General features: G+C 56.8%; 19 protein-coding genes. 5 read left to right on the forward strand and 14 right to left on the reverse strand.

Translation table 11 applies throughout. From position 1 onward, the window contains the following. Nucleotides 1-2 precede the first annotated feature (2 nt). Nucleotides 3-1,007: a Holliday junction branch migration DNA helicase RuvB gene (ruvB, locus tag JUE67_RS09810; protein ID WP_203626070.1), complete on the reverse strand. Its 1,005-nt coding sequence runs from the start codon at nucleotides 1,005-1,007 to the stop codon at nucleotides 3-5. A 17-nt stretch (nucleotides 1,008-1,024) separates the two neighbouring features. Beyond that, on the reverse strand, nucleotides 1,025-1,606 hold the full coding sequence (ruvA, locus tag JUE67_RS09815) for a Holliday junction branch migration protein RuvA (RefSeq protein ID WP_203626071.1): 582 nt from the start codon (nucleotides 1,604-1,606) through the stop codon (nucleotides 1,025-1,027). A gap of 195 nt (nucleotides 1,607-1,801) precedes the next feature. On the opposite strand from ruvA, the gene JUE67_RS09820 reads away from it, so the two are divergent. Both JUE67_RS09820 and JUE67_RS09825 read left to right on the forward strand, forming a co-directional pair. Then, nucleotides 1,802-2,398, forward strand: coding sequence for a TVP38/TMEM64 family protein (locus tag JUE67_RS09820; RefSeq protein ID WP_203626072.1), 597 nt, complete (start codon nucleotides 1,802-1,804; stop codon nucleotides 2,396-2,398). A 698-nt stretch (nucleotides 2,399-3,096) separates the two neighbouring features. Beyond that, nucleotides 3,097-3,675, forward strand: coding sequence for a sugar O-acetyltransferase (locus JUE67_RS09825; RefSeq protein ID WP_203626073.1), 579 nt, complete (start codon nucleotides 3,097-3,099; stop codon nucleotides 3,673-3,675). An 83-nt stretch (nucleotides 3,676-3,758) separates the two neighbouring features. Here JUE67_RS09825 and JUE67_RS09830 read toward each other — a convergent pair whose 3' ends face one another. From JUE67_RS09830 to groES, 10 genes are all read right to left on the reverse strand, one after another. Further along, a complete protein-coding gene (locus JUE67_RS09830) occupies nucleotides 3,759-4,319 on the reverse strand; it encodes a Maf family protein (RefSeq protein ID WP_203626074.1) in 561 nt (186 codons plus the stop codon). After that, nucleotides 4,316-6,385 (reverse strand): DNA mismatch repair endonuclease MutL, encoded by a 2,070-nt coding sequence (gene mutL / locus JUE67_RS09835; RefSeq protein WP_203637139.1) that lies wholly within the window; start codon nucleotides 6,383-6,385, stop codon nucleotides 4,316-4,318. Before mutL ends, JUE67_RS09830 begins: the two co-directional genes overlap by 4 nt. A gap of 4 nt (nucleotides 6,386-6,389) precedes the next feature. Beyond that, nucleotides 6,390-8,960, reverse strand: a complete 2,571-nt coding sequence (gene mutS, locus JUE67_RS09840) for a DNA mismatch repair protein MutS (RefSeq protein ID WP_203626076.1) — start codon at nucleotides 8,958-8,960, stop codon at nucleotides 6,390-6,392. Further along, entirely contained in the window at nucleotides 8,941-9,150 is a 210-nt protein-coding gene (locus tag JUE67_RS09845) for a hypothetical protein (RefSeq protein WP_203637140.1), read from the reverse strand. Before JUE67_RS09845 ends, mutS begins: the two co-directional genes overlap by 20 nt. A 20-nt stretch (nucleotides 9,151-9,170) precedes the next feature. Beyond that, nucleotides 9,171-11,000 carry a potassium transporter KimA gene (gene kimA, locus JUE67_RS09850; protein WP_203626077.1) on the reverse strand — a complete coding sequence of 610 codons (1,830 nt, stop codon included), beginning with the start codon at nucleotides 10,998-11,000 and terminating at the stop codon, nucleotides 9,171-9,173. A 194-nt stretch (nucleotides 11,001-11,194) separates the two neighbouring features. Further along, a complete protein-coding gene (locus tag JUE67_RS09855; RefSeq protein WP_203626078.1) occupies nucleotides 11,195-11,557 on the reverse strand; it encodes a DUF1827 family protein in 363 nt (120 codons plus the stop codon). Nucleotides 11,558-11,676: 119 nt separating this feature from the next. Further along, a complete protein-coding gene (locus tag JUE67_RS09860; protein ID WP_203626079.1) occupies nucleotides 11,677-12,429 on the reverse strand; it encodes an SDR family NAD(P)-dependent oxidoreductase in 753 nt (250 codons plus the stop codon). A gap of 113 nt (nucleotides 12,430-12,542) precedes the next feature. Then, entirely contained in the window at nucleotides 12,543-13,073 is a 531-nt protein-coding gene (locus JUE67_RS09865; protein ID WP_203626080.1) for a GNAT family N-acetyltransferase, read from the reverse strand. A gap of 557 nt (nucleotides 13,074-13,630) precedes the next feature. Further along, nucleotides 13,631-15,262, reverse strand: a complete 1,632-nt coding sequence (gene groL / locus JUE67_RS09870; RefSeq protein WP_125696544.1) for a chaperonin GroEL — start codon at nucleotides 15,260-15,262, stop codon at nucleotides 13,631-13,633. Between the two features lie 59 nt (nucleotides 15,263-15,321). Further along, nucleotides 15,322-15,606: a co-chaperone GroES gene (gene groES / locus JUE67_RS09875; RefSeq protein ID WP_125696543.1), complete on the reverse strand. Its 285-nt coding sequence runs from the start codon at nucleotides 15,604-15,606 to the stop codon at nucleotides 15,322-15,324. 202 nt (nucleotides 15,607-15,808) lie between these two features. Here groES and JUE67_RS09880 point away from each other — a divergent pair, with 202 nt between their 5' ends. Both JUE67_RS09880 and JUE67_RS09885 read left to right on the forward strand, forming a co-directional pair. Next, nucleotides 15,809-16,444: a CPBP family intramembrane glutamic endopeptidase gene (locus JUE67_RS09880; protein ID WP_203626081.1), complete on the forward strand. Its 636-nt coding sequence runs from the start codon at nucleotides 15,809-15,811 to the stop codon at nucleotides 16,442-16,444. Nucleotides 16,445-16,541: 97 nt separating this feature from the next. Then, nucleotides 16,542-17,603, forward strand: coding sequence for an LCP family glycopolymer transferase (locus tag JUE67_RS09885; protein ID WP_203637141.1), 1,062 nt, complete (start codon nucleotides 16,542-16,544; stop codon nucleotides 17,601-17,603). 77 nt (nucleotides 17,604-17,680) lie between these two features. Here JUE67_RS09885 and JUE67_RS09890 read toward each other — a convergent pair whose 3' ends face one another. After that, complete coding sequence (locus JUE67_RS09890) at nucleotides 17,681-18,346, reverse strand: redox-sensing transcriptional repressor Rex (RefSeq protein ID WP_203626083.1); 666 nt, start codon at nucleotides 18,344-18,346, stop codon at nucleotides 17,681-17,683. A gap of 203 nt (nucleotides 18,347-18,549) precedes the next feature. Between JUE67_RS09890 and JUE67_RS09895 the strand changes: the two genes are divergently transcribed. Beyond that, nucleotides 18,550-20,496 (forward strand): ABC-F family ATP-binding cassette domain-containing protein, encoded by a 1,947-nt coding sequence (locus tag JUE67_RS09895; RefSeq protein WP_203637142.1) that lies wholly within the window; start codon nucleotides 18,550-18,552, stop codon nucleotides 20,494-20,496. Between the two features lie 55 nt (nucleotides 20,497-20,551). On the opposite strand, the gene JUE67_RS09900 is transcribed toward JUE67_RS09895, so the two are convergent. Further along, on the reverse strand, nucleotides 20,552-21,391 hold the full coding sequence (locus JUE67_RS09900) for a hypothetical protein (protein ID WP_203626085.1): 840 nt from the start codon (nucleotides 21,389-21,391) through the stop codon (nucleotides 20,552-20,554). Between the last annotated feature and the right edge of the window lie 238 nt (nucleotides 21,392-21,629).

The raw sequence follows: 21,629 nt of genomic DNA on the forward strand, positions 1-21,629 counted from the left end.
AATCATTTTTCAGTGTAGGGAAACCCAAGATGTTCATAACTAGCAGGCGTCACCATGCGGCCCTGCGGCGTGCGTTTCAAAAAGCCGATCTGCATCAAATAAGGTTCGACCATCTCTTCGATCGTCGCGCTTTCCTCACCGATGTTCGCGGCGATCGTGTTCAACCCGACCGGCCCGCCATCGTAATCGCGAATCATGATCGAAAGCAGCTTGCGGTCGATCTGATCGAGCCCGGAGCCGTCGACTTGAAGCTGATCCAGCGCGTGATCGACCAGTGAGACCGAGATCTCGTCGGCCTCGGCCACATCTGCGAAGTCGCGAATTCGGCGGAGCAAGCGGTTGGCGATACGCGGCGTCCCCCGGGAGCGGCGCGCCAATTCTAGGGCGCTGGCTTCCGGAAGCGTCATGTTGAAAATTCCGGCCGACCGCTGCACGATCTGCGTCAATTCCTCCGGGGCATAATAGACCATATGGCCCGTGATGCCAAACCGGTCGCGTAAAGGAGCCGACAACATCCCCGCCCGCGTCGTCGCGCCGATCAGCGTGAACGGCGGGAGCGGAAAATGCACGGGATGCGCCGTCGGACCCTGCCCGACCACGATATCGACATAAAAGTCTTCCATCGCCGAATACAGCATTTCTTCGATCGGCTTCGGCAAGCGGTGAATCTCATCGATAAAAAGCACGTCGCCTGGTTGCAATTCATTCAGCATCGCCACCAAGTCGCCGGCTTTTTCGATCGCCGGACCAGAAGTTGTGCGAATTCCAGCGCCAAGCTCATTGGCGATGACGATCGCCAGCGTGGTCTTCCCAAGCCCCGGCGGCCCGTAAAGCAGCACGTGATCCATCGCCTCTTCACGCTTTTTGGCGGCCTTGATGTAGATCGCCAGCTGCTTTTTAATGGCGGACTGGCCGATATAATCATCGAGGCGCTGAGGGCGCAGGGTCCGCTCGATCGTTTCATCATCGCCTGACGCTTCATCCGAAATAAGCCGTTCGTCTGCCATCATGCGCTCCTTTCATCTTATTGACTCAACAATTTCAATCCGGCGCGCAGATACGCATCGGTCGTTTGGGCATCGGCCGCCGCGAGCTTTGACTGCACCTTGGCCACCGCTTTTTCCGGATAACCGAGCGCCACCAGCGCCGCCAATGCATCGGCCAGCGCCGGATCGAGGTCGTCGGGCGCCTCTGCAATGCTCGCCGCAGCCGGCACGGCCAGTTTGCCCTTCAGATCCAAAATGATCTGCTGGGCGGTTTTTTTGCCCACGCCTGGAAATTTCGTCAAGAATGCGGCATCGCCTTGCGCGATCGCCGCCGCCAGCCCCGCCGCGTCGACATTGGCCAAGATCGCCAGCGCCGACTTGGGGCCGATGCCGGTCACGGACAACAGCTGATTGAAGGTGCGCTTGGCCTCTTCTGTGGCAAACCCGTACAGCGTCTGATCATTTTCGCGGATGATCAACTGCACGTACAGCGTGACCACCGCGCCTTCATGAAAATCATAGGGATCGGCGCACAGCAATCGGTAGCCGACACCGCCAACATCCAGCACGACATAGGCAGGCGTCACCGCAGCGACGCGGCCTGTTAGATACTCGTACATACACGCCTCTCTTTTCCGTCCATAGTTTCGGTCTATTGTAGCATAGATTCACGTTTCATTTTACCGCACGCCGGACGCGATGTGACAAAATCGTTCGCCTTTCCGACCCAAAAATCGGTCCCGCGCCCGAGCGCCATCAGTAGGCAGGACCGGCCCCCTCTGCTAAAATTAAAGAACGGAGGAAGGGGGATGGCGATGAGCCCGACAGTTTCAAGACGCCTGCTTAATGTCACAACGCTGCTTGTTCTTTTAGCCACGATCGGCCTGACGATCTATTGGTGGCGGCTCGGTGTTTTTGCCGACCTGCCGCATCTGCAGGCCTATCTCAACGGCAGTGGCCTGCTTGGACCGCTGATCTTCATTGTCATTCAGATCATCCAAGTCGTTATTCCAGTGATTCCCGGCGGCGTCTCACTGGCGGCCGGCGTGGTCCTGTTTGGCCCGTGGAGCGGCTTTTTATATAACTACCTCGGCATCTGCATCGGCTCGATGATCAATTTTCTGCTCGCCCGCCATTACGGCAAGCCGTTCATCATGCATGTGATCTCGGAAAAGACATACGACAAATATATCGGCTACACCACCAATCAGAAACAGTTCGACCGCCTCTTTGCGCTGGCGATCTTCCTGCCAGTCGCCCCGGATGACGTCCTGTGCCTACTTGCCGGATTGACCAAAATGAAGACCAGCACCTTCACCTGGATCATCCTGCTGGGCAAACCCGTCACCATCGCCGCCTATTCATGGGCCCTCGTGACAGGCGCGCAATGGCTCATGAAATTGTTTGGATAGGGTGCGCAGCGGGGCGTTTAGGGCTGAACAGCCAGCGTGGCCTGTGCGCTTGATGGCGTCCTTGGCCATCGAGTGCGCAGGGTAGCTAGATGCTTCAGGCCTGCCCCGCGAAGCCCAACTGTAGGGTGCGGAGGCCCGCGGGATGGTGGGGTAGCTAACTTGGCTCGGGTGCTTGGTGGCGTCTTTTGCCACCGAGTGCACGAGACAGTTAGATATCCCCACCATGCGGGCCGAAGCCCAACTGAGGGTGCGCAGCGGGGCGCTTAGGGATGGACAGCTAGTGCGGCCTGGGCGGTTGATGGTGCATTTTGCCATCAGGCGACCAGGACGACTAGATGTCCCACCCCTGCCCCGCGAAGCCCAACTGTAGGGTGCGGAGGCCCGCGGGATGATGGGGTAGCTAACTTGGCTCGGGTGCTTGGTGGCGTCTTTTGCCACCGAGTGCACGAGACAGTTAGATATCCCCACCATGCGGGCCGAAGCCCAACTGAGGGTGCGTAGCGGGGCGCTTAGGGGTGGACAGCGGCGCCCCGACCCGTTCACCTACCAAAAAGACACGCTGACCGGTTTTCCCGTCAACGTGTCTTTTTTCACCCTGGCCCATCCCCCTATATCAAGATATCGCCGACTTTTGCGCGGCGATGGTCCCGCATCCCAGGAACATGCTACGATGCTGGTAAATAATGAGGAGGCATTGTATGTCTGACATGACTGAAAAGGCGCGCTCGTTCACCGAGCACCTTTACCAACCTTACGCGCCAGAGCTCGTCGAAGAGCGCGACGAAACGATCAAGAAGGTCTACGATTACAACCACATCTACCCGCTGGACCGGACGGCACGTGAGGCCAAGTTGCGCGAAATTCTCGGCGGTGTCGGCAAAACGCCAGTGATCGAGCAACCTTTTTTCACCACCTATGGCTCGAACACGACGGTCGGCGATAACTTCTACATGAACGTCAACGGCAAACTGATGGACAGCGGCAAGATCACGATCGGCGACAATGTCTTCATCGCGCCAAACGTCTGCATCATCACCGAGCAGCACCCGCTGAATGTCGAGCAGCGCAACGAAGGGCTCGAGTACACGCATCCCATCACCATCGGTAACAACGTCTGGATCGCCACCAACGTCAATGTCCTGCCTGGCGTGACGATCGGCGACAATTGCGTGATCGGCGCCGGCAGTGTCGTCACCCGCGACATTCCGGCCAATAGCCTCGCAGTCGGCGTGCCCGCGAAAGTGATTCGCCACTTGGACAACGCCAGAGAAAACTAACACACAAAAATAGCCTCACCATTTCGCATGCAAACCGCAACGCGAACCTGGTGAGGCTATTTTGATTCAAGCACACCGCGGCGTCAGTACCCTGTCGGCAATTGGGCAAGCAGCCGTGCGAGCGTGCTGATCGGCAACCCGACCACGTTGTAAAAATCGCCATCGATCTTTTTTACCAGCAGTGCCCCCTGCCCCTGAATGCCATAGGCGCCGGCCTTGTCGCGGTACTCACCCGTCGCCAGATAGCGCTCGAGCTGCTGGTCGGTCAGCGGCCAAAAGGTGACGGCCGTCGAGACCACCGCGCTGACGGTCTGACCGCGGTAAGTCGCAAATAATCCGGTCAAAACGTGATGCGTGCGGCCACTGAACGCCTGGAGCATTGACTTGGCGGCCGCCTCGTTTGCGGGCTTGCCCACCAGGCGATCGCCGTCGACCACCATCGTGTCCGCCGCGATCACCAGGGACCCGGGGTACAATGCCCTGACCGCCTCGCCTTTTGCCCGGGCCAGCGAACGCACATAAGGCGCCGGCGCCAACAGCGGCAGTGCCCGTTCATTGATCGGCGCCGGGACATGCGTGAACGTCGGAAACAGGCGGTGCAGCAATTCGATGCGCCGCGGCGACTGACTGGCCAAGACGATCATTGATCCGCCCCGCCGGACACGTGACTGTCCTGAATGCGCTTGAACATTTTCTCCAAGTCTTGGTTGGAAAAATGGACCAGCACTGGCCGACCATGCGGGCAATTGAATGGATTTTCGCAATCCGGCAACCTGGTCAAAAGCGCCTGCGCCTGTTGGTGATCCAAATGATGATTGGCCTTGATCGCGCGCTTACAGCTCATCATGATCGCCGTTTTTTCGCGGAACGCGGCGACACTGAGCTTGCCATCGCGCAGCAACCAGTCGATCATCTCCTTGATCGTCTCCTCCTCCTGCCCCGCTTTGAACCAGGTGGGATGCTGGCGGATGATGAACGTGTTTTGGCCAAAATCCTCCAGGTGGATTCCGACGGCGGCCAGCGTGTCGAAATGATCGCGGATCAGCGCCGCATCGCTGGCTGGGTAATCCAGCACGATCGGCACCAAAAGCGCCTGCTGGTCCGCAGCCACCTCCCCGATCGCCTGCCGGTAAAATTCGTAGTTCACGCGTTCCTGGGCGGCGTGCTGATCCAAAATGTACAAACCGCTTTCGTCCTCAGCCAGCAGATAAGTGCCATGGACCTGCGCGAGATACGTCAGCGTCGGAAAACGCGGCGTGTCCCCGGCAACGCGGGCGGCCTCCCGGGCAGTCTCGTCGGAAACACCAGCCAGGTCTTCCGCAGACGCCGCAACCGGCGCCGGGCTTGGCGTGCGCGTCGCAAGTGCCGCATCCCAGGCAGCCAACCGTTCCGGATGGTCAAAGATCGGCGCGCTGGGCAAATCGTCGATGCCCAGGCCAAACGACGACTCGACCGGTTGGCCAGTCGAGTCAACCTCAGCCTTGGCGCTGTTGTCCGGGACCGGGTGCGCGGTCTGCGCGGTCTGCCCAGGCGTGGCCACTGGCGCCGTTGACAACTCACTAGAGGCGCCATTGCTTGTGCCTGGCGTCTGCCCGGCCTCCGCCTCCTGCCCCCATCGCGCGGCCGGTTCGTGCACCGCAGAGGCCGCATTCAGATCGCGGGTCAAGGCATCCATATCCACCGGCGCGCGCCCCCGCAGATTGGACAAGGCATCCGGAATCAGATTTTCCTTGGCCAGGCGGTCGCGAATGCTTTGACTGATCAGCGCGCTGAGCTGGTCCTCCTTGCTGAGGCGCACCTCGGCCTTGGTCGGATGGACGTTGACATCCACCAGCAGCGGATCCATCGCGATATCGATCACCGCCAGCGGATAGCGCCCGACCATCAATTTAGAGCCGTAGCCATCGATCACCGCATGCGTCAGCTTGTAGTTGCGAATATAGCGGCCGTTGATCATCAAGGAGATGTACTGCTGGCTGGCACGCGTGGTGTCGGGCAGCGACACATACCCGCTGACCTTGAAGTCGAGGTCTTCCCCTTCGAAAAACAGCATCGACTTTGCCGCCGAGACACCGTAAATGCCCGCAAGCGTCTGCTGCAGGTCGCCATGGCCAGCGGTGCGGCTGACCATTTTGCCATTGTGGCGAAGCGTGAACGCCACTTCGGGATGGCCCATCGCAAGCCGGTTGACGATATCGACGATGCGCGCCAGCTCCGTGTTTTGCGACTTCACATATTTCAGCCGGGCCGGCGTGTTGAAAAAGAGATCCCGCACGATCAGCTGCGTGCCGCGCCGACTCGCCGTCTCTTCCGTCGTCAGCAGTTTCCCGCCGCGCAAATGCGCCTTGGTGCCCAGTCCATTGTCCGTCGCCGTGGTCATCGTGACATCGGCAACCGCGGCGATCGACGCTAAGGCCTCACCGCGAAAGCCGAGCGAATGCACATTGAACAGGTCGCGCGTCGTCAAGATCTTTGACGTCGCGTGGCGCAAAAAGGCGGTCGGCACATCTTCTGCCTCGATGCCGATGCCGTTATCCAGAATCTCGATCAGCTTCAATCCCGCCTCTTCGACGGTGATATCCACCTGCGTCGCCTGAGCGTCGATCGCGTTTTCCGCCAGCTCCTTAACGACGCTGGCGGGCCGCTCGATCACTTCCCCAGCGGCGATCTGATTGCTGAGCGTTGCTGATAATTGATGAATCTTGGCCATAAGATCACTTCTTCTTTAAATGCTTTTGCAGGTCATAGATCAAATTCATCGCGTCCATCGGCGTGGCCGCCAAAAGGTCAAACGCGGTCAGTTTCTTGATCACCGGATCGTTTTTCGGCCGCACCGGCTCGGGCTCAAACAAACTGAGCTGCGCCTCGGCTTCCTTCGTTTCCGGCACCGGCGCGGCCTTGTCGACACTGCTGCTTTCCAGATGCGTCAAGATCGTGTCCGCCCGGCTCAACAGATCCGCCGGAAGCCCCGCCAGCTTCGCGACATGGATCCCATACGACTTGTCGGCCGGCCCCGGCAGCATTTTGTGCAAAAACACCAAGGTGCCATTTTGCTCGACGGCCCCGACATGCACATTGCGCAACTTCGGCAAGCTGTCCGACAGCGCCGTCAATTCATGATAATGCGTGGAAAACAGTGTTTTTGCGTGGACGTGGTCGTGCAGGTACTCGATGATTGCCTGGGCCAGCGCCATCCCATCATAGGTGGCGGTGCCGCGGCCGATCTCATCGAACAACACCAGCGAACTCGCCGTTGCATGGGCCAGTGCGGCATTGGCCTCCATCATTTCGACCATGAACGTACTTTGGCCCGCCGCCAGATCATCGGCGGCGCCAATGCGGGTGAAGATCTGGTCGAAAACAGGTAGCTGCGCGTCGTCGGCAGGCACAAACGACCCCGCCTGCGCCATGATCACGATCAAGGCGAGCTGACGCATGTACGTGCTTTTCCCAGACATGTTGGGCCCGGTGATCAACAGCATATCCGTGTCGTCGCCCATGATCACATCGTTGGGGATGTACTGCTGGGCGCCAAGCACATGCTCGACGACCGGATGCCGGCCCCCGTGAATCGTAACGGTGTGGCTGCCGGCATGCATCACTGGCCGCACATAATGTTCCGCTTCAGCCACCACGGCAAAACTCTGCAGCACATCCAGGCTCGCCAGTTGCGCCGCCAATTTTTGCAGCCGGCCGATCTGCAGCTTGACCTGCTCGCGGATCTCCTGGAACAGATCATATTCCAGCGCGGTGGATTTTTCCTCCGCCTCCAGAATCAACGTCTCTTTTTCCTTCAGCGCCGGCGTGATGAACCGCTCGGCGTTTGTCAGCGTCTGTTTGCGCTCATAGCGGTCGGTCGGCACCTTGGCGAGGTTGCTATTGGTCACCTCGATATAGTAGCCGAAGACCTTGTTGTAGCGAATCCGCAGGTTGTGGATTCCCGTTGCCTCGCGTTCCGACGCTTCAAGATCGGCGATCCACTGCTTGGAGTTTTGCATCGCGTCGCGGTATTGATCCAGCTGGGCATTGTAGCCGCGCATGATCACCCCGCCATCTGTGATGCTGATCGGCGGCTCCGGCTCGACCGCGCGGCGAATGAGCCCTGCCACATCGGCCACCGGATCCAATTCCGCCCGCAAGTCTTTGAAGCTGCCATCATCCAGCTTCGCTAAAATATCTTGCAGCGCCGGCACCTGATCCAGACTCGTCTGCAACTGAATCAGATCGCGCCCATTGACGTTGCCATACGCGACCCGCCCGGCCAGCCGCTCCAGGTCATAGACTTTGGTCAGCCGGTCTTGCAACTCGCTACGCTCAAAAAAGTGATTCAGAAGCGTCTGCACCTGATCTTGCCGAGCCGTGATGTGGCCGAGGTCCAATAGCGGCCGTTCGAGCCACTGCTTGAGCAGCCGGCCGCCCATCGCCGTTTTGGTCGCATCAAGAATCGCCAGCAACGTGTCGCCTTTGCGACCCGTGCGACTGTTTTTCAAAATGTCCAAGTTGGTGCGGGCGTCTTGATCCATTTCCAGATAATTCGCGGGCTGATAGAAAACGGCCTTTTGAATGTGGGCCAGGCTGCGCTTTTGCGTCGCCAGCAGGTATTGCATCAACATGACCGCCGTCGCCTTGGCCAGCGGGTCCGCCAGATCCTGGCTAACATAGCTGGCCTCGGCAGTCGGCTGGCTGGCGGGCTGTTTGGAAAGCAGACGTCCGCCGCCAAGCAACTTGGCATCGTCTTCGGCCAGGTCTTCCGGCACCACGACCTCTTTACTGCCCAACGCGCCGAGCTCGTTTTGCAAGGTGAATTTCGACGTCAGCGTCGCCACTTTCAGCTCGCCGGTCGACAGATCTGCATAGGAAAATCCGTATTGGCCCTTGTCCGGCACCACCGCGGCCAGATAGTTATTGCTTTTGGCTTCGCCGGCTTTGACATCCATCGTGGTGCCCGGGGTGACCAGTTGAATCACCTCGCGCTTGACCATCCCCACCGCCTTTTTGGGATCCTCCATTTGCTCACAAATGGCGACCTTGTAGCCGTGGTCGATCAGCACGTCGATATAACTTTGCACCGCGTGATGCGGCACCCCGCACATCGGAATCGGGTCGTCTGCGCTTTTGTTCCGCGCCGTCAGCGTCAGCTCCAGGAGCTGCGAGCCCTTGATCGCGTCGTCATTGAATAATTCATAGAAATCCCCGATGCGATAAAACAAAAACGCGTCCGGATATTGATCTTTGATCGCCTGATATTGCTGCATCATCGGCGTTTCACTTGTCTTTTGCGGCATCGCCCTCGTCGCTCCTTACATTCTGCTTTGGTTCAATTCTAACATTGATGGCAACCCCCTGCGCGGTCAGGTTAGGGGAAAAACGGATGGCGGGGATGCCACACGCCCTGCCGCACATATGGCGGATAGTCGCCGCAAAATCGAGTTGGGCTTCGGCCTGCGCACCCTGAATCAAAAAAGCCAGCCGCATTATTTGGCTGGCCGCTGAAACTATTGCTTGAGGTGGTAACTGTAAGTCGCGATGATGACATTTTCGCGACTGGCAAACGCCGCCCGCAACCGCACATTGGTCTGGTTATGCAAAATATTTTGCCAAGGCTTCTTCGGCACGAATTGTGGAATCAAGACCGTGGTCGTGAAATCACGTTTGGCCGCATTTTTCGAAATAATGTCGACAAAGCGAATGACCGGTTGTTCGACGGAACGGTAGGACGAATGGACGTCGACGAAGCGGACATCCGGGAAGTCGCGCTTGAATTCCGCCTGTGTCTCCTGTTCCTTGTTCGGGTTCTCATCCATCGACACATGCATCGCGATCACATAATCGCCGATCGTCTGCGCATAATTCAACGCTCCACGCGTCACCCGCGTTACATTGCCGACCAACACAATGACGGTCGAGCCGGCGTATTCGTGAATCTCGGTATCCGCTGGCAGCCGCAATTGGGCCGCAACTTTGGTGTAATGATCATGAATTTTATAAAAGACAAACACCAGCGCTGGCATGATGATGAAAAACGGCCAGATGTCTGGCAGGCGATAAACGAACAGAATCACCAGAATCGCAAAGGAAATGAATGCCCCGGCAAAGTTGGCAAGGCTCCGGCCGATCCAACCCTTGCCGCGCTCGCGCCACCAGTGGCGAATCATCCCTGTTTGCGACAGCGTGAACGGAATGAACACGCCGACCGCATACAGCGGAATCAGGCGTTCCGTCGAGCCCTGGAACAGTGCGATCAAAAGCCCTGACCCGACAGCCAGCGTCATGATCCCGTTGGAATAGCCCAGGCGATCCCCGCGGTCCATGAACATGTGCGGCACGAATTTATCCTTGCCCATGTTGAAGGCCAGCACCGGAAACGCCGAGAAGCCGGTGTTCGCGGCGACGGCCAAAATCAGCGCTGTGGCAAACTGAATCACATAATACATGATGCCCGTGCCGCCAAATGTGACCTTAGCGACCTGCGACAGAACCGTCACCTTGGCTTCCGGCACGATGCCGTACCAGTAGTTCAAGAACGTGATGCCGGCGAAGAAAAAGCCGAGAATCGTCGCCATGATGGCCAGCGTGGCCGCCGCATTATGCGAGCGCGGTTTCTTGAAGAACGGCACCGCATTTGAGATCGCCTCGACCCCAGTCAAAGAACTGGACCCACTGGAAAATGCGCGGAAGATCAGGGCCATCGAGATACCCGGCACGACCGAGCCGACGACCGCCGTTGCCTTGAATGGAATGGCCCCAGTGGCGATCTGAATCAGCCCCCAAACGATCATCGCCGTGATGGTGATCACGAATAGGTAAACCGGAATCATCAAAAATGACGCCGACTCGCTCATCCCACGCAGGTTCATCGCCGTCAAGATCACGATGATCACCAGTGAGATCAGCACCTGGTGGCCATACAACGCCGGAATCGCCGAGGTGATCGCCTCCGCGCCGGCCGACGTTGAAACAGCCACAGTCAGCATGTAGTCGATCAACAGCGACCCGCCAGCCGCCAGCCCCGCATTTTGCCCGAGGTTCTGGCTCGCGACGACATACGCCCCGCCGCCGCTTGGATAAGCGTGAATGATCTGGCGGTACGACAATGTGAGCGATAGCAGCAAGATCAACACAAACGCCGCGATCGGCAGTGAATACCAGATCGCCGCGGCCGACAGCGTGGTCAGGACCAGGACGATCTGTTCGGTGCCGTAAGCCACAGACGACAGTGCGTCTGATGACAACATGGCCAGCGCCTTGAATTTGCCGAGCTTTTGCCCGCCTTCTTCAGATGATTTTAGCGGCTTCCCCACCAAAAATCGTTTGAGATGCAACATATATGACACTCCGTTCCCCGATGTGCGAGTTGATTAAGATTTCGTAAACAAACATACGATATTCTAGCGCAGCCCGTGATAAAAGCCAAACATCTTCGCAAAAACGGGCCAAATGGCGGTCCTGCGACTGTCATTTGACCCTTTCATGCCTATTCAAAATGCGGCCAACGCCGACGCTGTTTTACAACAGGTGCTCAGGCGGCCGAATGCGCGACTGGCAGACTGATGATCACGAGGTCATGCACCCCGATCTTATGGTGGACCTGCCCCTCGATCTCATCCTTGGCCGCATGGTTCACCGTCAGCTGCGCGGTCTCAGTGTCGGAAAACAATTTGCCGATCACAAAATCGATCTCATCTTGGCGGATATTCCGCTTCTCGTGGGTCATCACCACATCGATCGACTTGAACCCTTCGATGTAATGGACATGGACCGACCCTAATGTGTAGAGCCGAAAAGTTTTGACTGCGCTTTTGCCATAAAGGTAACGCACGGTGTACGGCAGCATTTTATGCAGACTTGCATTCAGTCGAATCGGATTTTCAACCAATTTCATAATGATCAGCTCCTTTATTTAATTTTATCATAGCGCGCCGGGCAAAATATATGGTTGCCAAGTATTTTGCCCAGCATCGGGCGCCACCATCCAACTGATGGGCCACCGAGGCGACGCGTTCACCACGGCAGCGGCCCGGCGTTTTCCGTGAAGGTCCCTGTCGCGCCGCTGTCATCCAGCGTCATTTTGATGATCTGCGCCGCGCCAGTCGCGACATCCTGCATCCCCGCCGGCGCCGCCTGCGTCACATCGCGGCCGCCAAAACCCGTCGCCGTCCACCCAGGATTGACCGAATTGACCGTGATTCCCGTCGAGGCGAGTTCCTTGGCGAACGCGATCGTCGCAAAATTGGCGGCGGCCTTGGATGCCTGATAGCCCAGCGAATTCACATGGAAAAATTGCGACGTCGGATCCGTGGCCAAGCCAAGCGACCCCATGTTTGAGGTGACATTGACGATCTTCGCCCGGTGCGTCGCCTTCAACAGTGGCAACATCACCTGCGTCACATCGACCAGGCCAAAATAATTGACGGCCATATCCTGCCGCGCAAGATCCAACGCCAACTGACTGGCTGGTTGATGATGATCCACCGCGATGCCAGCGTTGTTGACGAGGACGCTGAGGTAGCCAAACTGGCTGCGAATCCGATCCGCCGCCGCGACGATCTGTTCGTGATCCGTCACATCCAGCTGAACCGCATCCGCCGTGATGCCGAGAGTCCGCAACGTCGCCACCGCCGCCGCACCTTTTTGCGCGTTGCGCGCGCCGACTAACACATGGTGGCCGGCCGCGCCGACCCCCTTGGCCGTTTCAAAGCCTAAGCCCTTATCCGCCCCGGTGATCAGGGTGATGAACGGTCGTTGATCCGTCATTCATGTCGCTCCTTTCTGGTTCGCCTGAATTATACGCGTCTTAGATACTTGTTAAAACAAATTTTTTGCAATCAAAAACGCCTCGGTATAGGCCGAGACGCCGGAAAACCGGATCAAAAATCTAAATAATAGTAGATATCTGTTTCCCCACGCGCGCGTGTGTGGAAATAGTTATTCGTGTTGAACCCGCCAATGTGAAACCCATAATTCAGGTAAAAACGGTTGGCCGCTAAATTGGACCCTTGTGCAACGGTACAAAATCCCTGTGTCCCCGCCGCTTGGGCAAACGGCTTGGCAAAGTCCATCAACTGATGGGCAAGACCCAGCCGGCGCTGCGGGATGTTGACCTTCAGATCGGCCAGATACGTGTATTTGGTCCAACGGTTCTCAAACGTCGCCAGGGCCACACAGTCGTCGCCGGCAAACGCCCCGATGGCAAAGCCCTTCGCGTCGATGTCAGCCAGCTGGTAATTTTCTTCAGGGAAGGTCTGCTCGCGCACCTCAGCGTCTAAGACTTCATGATGCTGCCAGCCGGCTTCATCGCGCGTGACAATAAAATGGCCAAACAATTTGAACGGTTGGTTGGGCAGGCGGACCGCGGCCTCATCTGCTTCGGTGATGCGACGTAACGTAAAATCTGTCAATTTGATGTTCTCCTTTACGGTGAAAGGCGCGCGCGGCAACTGCGGGGGTGTGCGCACGACCCGCGGGAATCAAAAAACGTCACTACAAGAATTTCGCAGCGCTTGGGGGCTACGATGGTGAAAATGCTGCGCAACGCTGGGACGAAAAAACCGGACACGAAACAAGCCTTGTTGAATCGTGTGAATTTTTTATCCGCGCGCGTTGCTCATAAAAACATTTCCCCTATCTGTTGGTGACGCAATTCAACGTCGAGTCTACCTGCCAGGTGGGCGCGTGTCAACCGGCCCTGACTCGGAGGCGTTCAGCTCTATACGCCGCACTGCTGTTACTGCAGTGTCGTGGGCCAAATGTCCGGGTCCGAGCAGCTAAGGCGCTACGCACAATTGAGCCTGTAGGACGCAAGCGTCTAACGGGCTCATATCCAATCACCTGGTCCAAAGTTCGGACCTGGCGCTTGGAACACTTCCCTGTCAGACCCAAGAACGACACTTGTCCCACTTCCAAAAAAAGAAGCCGAGACCGCAGTCCCAGCTTCCTTATTTTTGGCGTGAGTGCCTTACATCATGCCGCCCATACCTGCTGCCGGATTGCCGGCGCCGGCTGCCGCGTTGTCTTGCGGTTCTGGCTTGTCAGCAACAACTGCTTCCGTTGTAAGAAGCAATGCCGCAACAGAGGCCGCGTTTTGCAGGGCAGAACGGGTCACCTTGGTTGGGTCGATGATGCCAGCTGCGGCCATATCTTCCCAGCTATCGGTGGCGGCATTGTAGCCGAAGCCGTCCTTTTCCTTCTTCATGCGATCGACGATGACGGAGCCTTCCTTGCCAGCGTTTTGCGCGATCTGGCGAACAGGCTCTTCAAGGGCGCGCAGCACGATGTTGATCCCGGTCTGAACGTCGCCTTCCTCTTTGAGGGCTGCGACTGCCTTGATCGTGTTCACAAGGGCGGTGCCACCGCCGGCCACGTAGCCTTCGTCAACCGCTGCACGGGTCGCGTTCAGCGCGTCTTCGATCCGATACTTGCGCTCCTTGAGCTCCGTTTCGGTCGCCGCGCCGACTTTGATCACAGCCACACCGCCGGCCAACTTGGCCAGTCGTTCCTGCAGCTTTTCTTTGTCAAAATCGCTGGTGGTGTCTTCGATCTGCTTGCGAATCGTGGCTACGCGTTCGTCGATGACCGCCTTGTCGCCGGCGCCTTCAACGATGGTCGTGTTGTCCTTGGTGACCGTGACTTTGCCAGCTTGGCCAAGTTGCTCGATCTTCGTATCCTTGAGATCAAGACCAAGATCGGCGGTGATAACAGTCGCACCAGTCAAGGCTGCGATATCTTCAAGCTGCGCCTTGCGCCGATCGCCAAAGCCAGGGGCCTTGACCGCAACAACATTGAACGTGCCACGGATCTTGTTCAAAACAAGGGTTGGCAGCGCTTCGCCATCCACGTCATCCGCAATGATGAGCAGCGCCTTACCCTGCTGCACGATCTCTTGCAGCAATGGCAGGATATCCTGAATGTTGGAGATCTTCTTATCGGTGATCAAGATGTACGGATTGTCGAGGTCCGCTTCCATCTTATCGTTATCGGTGACCATGTACTGAGACAGGTAGCCGCGATCGAACTGCATCCCCTCAACAACGGACAACTCGGTCTGAATGCCTTTGCCTTCTTCAATGGTGATCACGCCATCGTGACCGACTTTTTCCATCGCATCTGCGATCAGATTGCCGACTTCCTGGCTGGAAGACGAAACAGAGGCAACCTGCGCGATCTCTTTTTTACCAGAGACCTTGTGCGAGATCTTGTGCAGTTCATCGACCGCGGCCTGCGTCGCCTCTTCGATCCCGGTGCGAATGCCGACAGGGTTTGCGCCGGCCGTCACGTTCTTCATGCCTTCGCGAATGATGGCCTGCGCCAAAACAGTCGCGGTGGTCGTCCCATCACCGGCGATGTCGTTGGTCTTGGAAGCAACTTCTGCGACCAGCTTAGCGCCCATGTTCTCATAGTGGTCTTCCAGATCGATTGATTTGGCGATGGTCACCCCATCGTTGGTGATCTCAGGAGAGCCATAAGACTTGTCCAAAACAACGTTGCGCCCTTTAGGACCAAGCGTGGTCTTAACGGTATCCGCCAACTTATCAACGCCGTCCAGCATTGCACGCCGGGCGTCTTCACCGAATTTGATTTCTTTTGCCATGTGTGAAATTCACCTCATATATTATTCAACGTTTGACCGGAGCAACTGTAAAATCGAGTTTAGCCCGCGATCGCCATGATGTCCTTGTCGTGCAGGACCAAGTACTTTTCGCCTTCGTACTTGACTTCAGAGCCGGCATACTTGTCGTAAACGATCACGTCGCCGACCTTGACACTCATCGGCAGGCGCTTGCCATCTGGCGTCAGGCCGCCTTCACCGACAGCGATAACTTTACCGGATTGTGGCTTCTCTTTGGCGTTATTGGCCAAAACGATGCCGCCGACAGTCTCTTCTTCCTCTTCAACGACTTGAACGATGACACGATCTCCTAACGGTTTTAACAAGACGATCCCTCCATACATTGATTTCGATTTAGCACTTTGTATTGTTGAGTGCTAACACAATTGTCAGTATACCGAGACGAGTGCTAAAATGCAACCCCGTTTTGCATCCCCGTCTGGAAAAACGCCCCAGATCTTGCCGCCATGCCGCAGGGGCCGGGCGGTCTGGTATACTAGCGGTAACAAACACAAAGGAGACGTTCACATGTCACTTCGCAAACACGCGTTGACGATCATCGCCGCGTTCATTGCCGCTGTGGCCGGCAATGCTTTATTGACGTCGTTGTTGAAAGGGGCGGCCGGCTTATGGGCGACCACCGCCTTGTTGCTGGTGCTCACGATCTTAGCATGGCAGCGCGAACGCCACTTGGTGATCGCCAATGCGATCGAGACCCCCGGCGTTTCAGGGCGCCAGGAACAAGTTCTGTGGGGCATGATCGGCATCGCCATTGTGCTGGCGTGCGAGCTACTCGGTGCCTTCATTGAAGTGCGTCTTTTTCACCAAGTCCAAACGAGCCAAACCGTGAGCCAGACCATGGCCGCGATGATGACCGCCCCGGGTTATGCCGTTGCGGTGGTGATCTGCTGGCCGATCTTGCAGGAGCTGACCTTTCGCAAAGTCGTCTTCGGTGATCTGGCGGAGACTACCGGCGTATTCGGCGCCGCACTGATCTCGAGCCTGCTATTTGCACTCAGCGTCGACCCGGCGCACTGGTTCACCCAGACACTGGTCGGCCTAGCGCTGGCCTATCTTTACCGTCACACCGGCAGCCTAGCCACGCCCCTCATCGCCAACATTGGCACCACGGCGTTGACGCTACTCTACGCATTTTCGCGTTAAGCGGCCGGCAAAACGTTAACGAACCGTTAAAAAAAGGCCAAAACGCCCCGACGCACGAAGCAGGCGGGTATGCTGATGGCAGAGGAAGTGGGTAAAAATGGAAACACGTCAGCAGCACCGCCAACAGCGGCCGACACGCATCGCGGGCAAATTGATCGTTTTAGTCGTCATCGCCGCGCTGTTTGCCGTCGCCGCGTATGGCTTGCGGCTCTACAGCCAGGCGCGCTATGCCGCCGATCAGACCTACCACGGCGTCGACGGTAAAGTCGCCACCGAGATTCAGCAGAAAAAGCCGTTCGCGGCCTTGCTGCTGGGGGTGGATACAGGGGCGCAGGGCCGCGTCGATAAGGGCCACTCCGACACCATCATCATCGCGGTGGTCAACCCGGCGAAAAATCAGACGACCATGGTCAGCATTCCGCGTGACACCGCGGCGCAAATGATCGGCACCAAGTCGTTCAACATGCAAAAGATCAACGCCGCGTATAACATCGGCGGCTCGAAAATGGCGATCGACGCAGTTTCCAGTTTGGTCAACGTGCCGATCGACTATTACCTGACCATCAACATGGGCGCCCTGCAAAAAGTGGTCGATGCAGTCGGCGGCATCGATGTGACTGTGCCTTTTTCCTGGACCGACAAAAACACCGGCGGCCAGACGTTCACCAAAGGCCCCGCCCATCTCAACGGCGACATGGCCCTCGCCTTTGCCCGCATGCGCGATGAAGATCCGCAAGGCGACTATGGCCGCCAGCAGCGCCAGCAACAGGTGATCAAGGCGATCTTGAAAAAAGCGGTGTCCGTGTCGACCTTGGCCAATTTCAAGCCGCTACTCAAGACGCTGTCCACCAATATCGCCACCAATTTGAGTTTTGATGACATGACCGCCCTGCTGCAAAATTATCGCGGCGCCGCCAAATCGATCAAGACGGACCACCTGCAAGGCAAAAACGCTTGGGTCTATCCCGGCCCTTCCGCCTACCAGATCGCCCCAACAAAAGAAATGCAGCGTGTCTCAAACGTCCTGCGCACCGCGCTGGGGCTGAAGACCGAAACTTTGACGAACGAAGAAACAAAGCAAAATGCAGCCAACACTGGGTTTGATTGGAACAATGTCACCACCGTTCAGACCTACACAATTTTCACCCCGGCGAATTAGGCACGCCGCTGATTTTCTAAGAAGACACAAACGGCGCTGAGAGCTCGCACACTCAGCGCCGTTTTGATGTCATTGAATTAAAGATCGTCGTCGAGCTCCGTCTCCTTGAGCGTCGGACCATAATGCTGCAAGAAATAGATCAGCGTCTGCAGTTCCGTCGCCAGATCCACATTTTGCACGCGGACATAGCTCGGCACCGAAATGCGCAGCGGCGTGAAGTTCATGATGCCCTTGATGCCCGCCTCGACCAGATCATTGGTGATCGCCTGCGCCGCATCGGTTGGCACGGTGAGAATGACGATCTCGATCTGTTGCACGCGGAGCTGCTCGATCAGCTCGTCCATCGGGTACACCGGCACACCGCTTTGAATCGTCCCGGCGATTTTCGGATCCACATCAAACGCCGCCGAGATTCGGATATTGTTGGCCTGCCGGAAGTTGTAGTTGAGCAGCGCGTGGCCGAGATTGCCGACCCCGACCAAGGCAACGTTGGTCAGGCGATCCTGATTGAGAATCTTTTTGAAAAATTTGATCAGGTCCATGACATCATAGCCATAGCCGCGCTTGCCCAGTGCACCAAAATACGAGAAGTCGCGGCGAATCGTGGCCGAATCCACTTTGACTGCCTCGGACAATTCAGTCGACGAGATCTTGGTCGTCCCTGAATTGGCTAAAAAGTTCAGATACCGGTAATACAGCGGCAGGCGTTTTGCCGTTGCCTTTGGAATGATCGTTTCCGCCATGAAGTGCCTCCTGCGTGGTTTTCTGTTTTCACAAGCCCCGTGCTTGTGAACTGTCGGACATGCTTTCAATAGTATAGTAAACGACATTGTGAATGGATGCAAGCACGACGCCTCGGTTGCGCATCGAGCTTCACGAGCGGCACCACCTCAGTTGCGTCGTTGTGCTATGATGAAAGGGATATTCACGCGAAAGGAACACGAACATGATCATCTTACAGGCCCAAAACGTCGGCCGCACGTTTTCCGGCAACGACCTTTTCACCGGCATCTCCCTCGAGGCGCAGACCGGCGCCCGCGTCGGCTTAGTCGGCCCCAACGGCATCGGCAAGACCACCCTGCTGGAGATTTTAGCCGGCCTTCACGCCCCAGATGGCGGACAGGTGACGACTGGCAAAAACGTCTCCATTGGCTATCTCGCCCAGGACTCTGGACTCGACTCCCAGCGCACGATCTTCGACGAGATGCTGACCATTTTTGCCCCGCTCATTGCGATGGAAAAACGGATGCACGACATGGAACGGCAGATCGCGGATCCGACTGCCGCGGATGACCCCGCTGCCTATGAAAAATTACTGGCGCAGTATGACCAGATTCAGCACGATTTTGCCGACCAAAACGGCTATGGCTATCGGGCCGAGATTCGCTCGGTGCTGGCAGGATTCAATTTTCCAGAAGCCACCTTCGACATGCCGATTCACACGCTGTCCGGCGGCGAGCGCTCGCGCCTGGCCCTGGCCAAGCTCCTGCTGGAAAAACATGACCTGATCATTCTCGATGAGCCGACGAACCACTTGGACATCGACACCTTGGCGTGGCTTGAAGGCTACCTGAAAGGCTACGCCGGGGCCGTGCTCACTGTCAGTCATGACCAATATTTCCTCGATCACGTCGTCACCGAGCTTTACGAATTGACCGCTGGCCGCGCCGTTCACTACACCACCAACTATTCCGGCTACCTCAAGCGCAAGGCGGAAAACAAGGCGCTTGAATGGAAAGCTTACGAGAAACAGCAAGAAGAGATTCACAAGCTGGAAGACTTTGTCGCCAAAAACATCGTCCGCGCCAGCTCCACCAAACAGGCGCAAGCACGCCGCAAGCAACTGGAAAAAATGGTGCGCTTGCCGAAACCCGCCGGCGATGACAAGTCCGTTCATTTTCGCTTCACCCCGGACACGACCAGCGGCAACGAGGTCCTGCAGGTCACCGCAGCCACCGTCGGCTACGAGGTTGCTGCCCCCATGGCTGGGCCAATCGATTTTCAAGTCAACAAAGGCGACCGCGTGGCGATCATCGGCCAAAACGGCGTCGGCAAGTCGACCCTGCTCAAAAGTGTGCTGGGCCAGATTCCATTTCTCGCCGGCCGCTCGCGGTTTGGCACCAACGTCACAGTCGGCTACTACGACCAGGATCAGCACCAGCTGCACTGGAACAAGACTGTTTTGGCCGAGATCTGGGACGACCATCCCACCATGCCGGAAAAAGACGTCCGCGCCGCCCTTGCTGCCTTCCTTTTTGATGCCGAGGATGTGACGAAGACCGTCGCCGATCTCTCTGGCGGCCAAAAAGCACGTCTTGAGCTGACCAAGCTGGCGCTTAAACACGACAATTTCCTGATTCTCGACGAGCCGACGAACCATTTGGACATCAACTCCAAGGAAGTGCTCGAAAATGCCCTCGCCGATTTCACCGGCACCGTGCTGTTCGTTTCCCATGACCGGTATTTCATTAACGAGCTTGCGACCACGATCGTCGACCTGACCCCGGATGGCAGCCACCTGTACCTTGGCAACTGGGACTATTACCAAGAAAAATTGGCAGAGACACAGGCCCTTGAGGCGGAAAAAGCGGCAGACGCCCCCACCGAAGCGGTCGCGCCGACAGCCGCCGCGGTCGATTATCAGCAATCCAAGCAAGACGCGCGTGAAAGACGCAAACGCGAACGGCAAGTCGCTGATATCGAGACCCAGCTGACCGAATTGGCTGACCAAACGCAGGCCGTGCAGGAGCAAATGACCGCGCCAGCCGTTTTATCGGATTACGTGGAGATGCAAAAACTGCAGACCCAGCTCGATGCGTTGACCGCCCAGACCGCCGAACTGGAAAGCCAATGGGAAGAAGCCAGCCTCGCGCTGGAAGAACTTTCAGATTAGTGTTTGCTTCATATAAAAGGTGCCTCGCGAAAATTTTGCGGGGCACCTTTTGTCGTCACTCACTCTCGGTCGGTTTGTGCTTCGATTGCGGGCGTCCTTCCATCAGCTGAAAACGAATCGCTGGTGGCAAAAGCGACAGGTCATACATGTGGGCGCGGTGAGTCGTGATCTGGCGGCGCTGGTCATTTAGTGCGGTGAGCCGTTCATGGCGATACACCGGGTCCTTCACCAGCTGCGAATCCACCGGCGGCAACACAGCATCGCGAAACGCCGGCGTCGAAATGACCTTGATGCGGCTCGGGCGCGTGAGCACGTAGATCGCCGGGGAAAGGGCTTCGATCTGGGCGATGCTTTCCTTTGTAATTTCCTGTTGCCTCTGTTGAACATTCTGGAGAAAATCTTGAACATGCGAACTCAAAGATTTTGCCGTACGCTTCTGAGCCGCCTGAAACGAAACAAGCGATATTTCTTCGTGCGCATACGCGATTGCCTGACTTTCTAAACTTTTCTTAGCATGCTCATGTTTCTTGAAATACTCCTCTTGTGCATGGAGCCAAGAACGGGTTCCATACGCGACTTGCTGACGGGCGGTACGGCGAATTCGTTTGGCTTTGTTCCGTTGTGCAGTCGACAACGGCTGTGAGTACCCCTGGACATGACCCATCAGACTCACCCGTGTTCCGATATCTGTCAGCATGCTAATAAGTGTCGGGGTCGCCTCTATATAGACCACTTGAAAGTCCAGATCCAATTCCTGCTCCTGACTATCAAAAAAACGATCCGGCGCAAGACGCAAGACATCGACGGTCGTCTCAGTATCGCGCACTAATACTTTCAACGTTGTCGCGCCAAGCAACCATCCCTCGGTTCCCAATCGACTGATTCCCATTTTCATCGGCCTCTCCCTTCCTCTCACGTTAAGATAACTATACAACGGATCTCGTCAAACTAGTGTCAGATAGGCTTGGGACGACTGGCCTTACCAATCTGGTTCACAGATATAGAATACGCGATCGAAGCGGAAACAAACTTGTTGACAAGAAACCGCTTACTATATAAAATAAAGTAGAATTCTCGATTGCAGGTGTAGGCCTTGCTAACCTACTGCTCTCCTGTACAATTTTTCGGAGATC

The organism is Lacticaseibacillus mingshuiensis, from assembly GCF_016861785.1.
In the GTDB taxonomy this organism is placed as follows: Bacteria; Bacillota; Bacilli; order Lactobacillales; family Lactobacillaceae; genus Lacticaseibacillus; species Lacticaseibacillus mingshuiensis.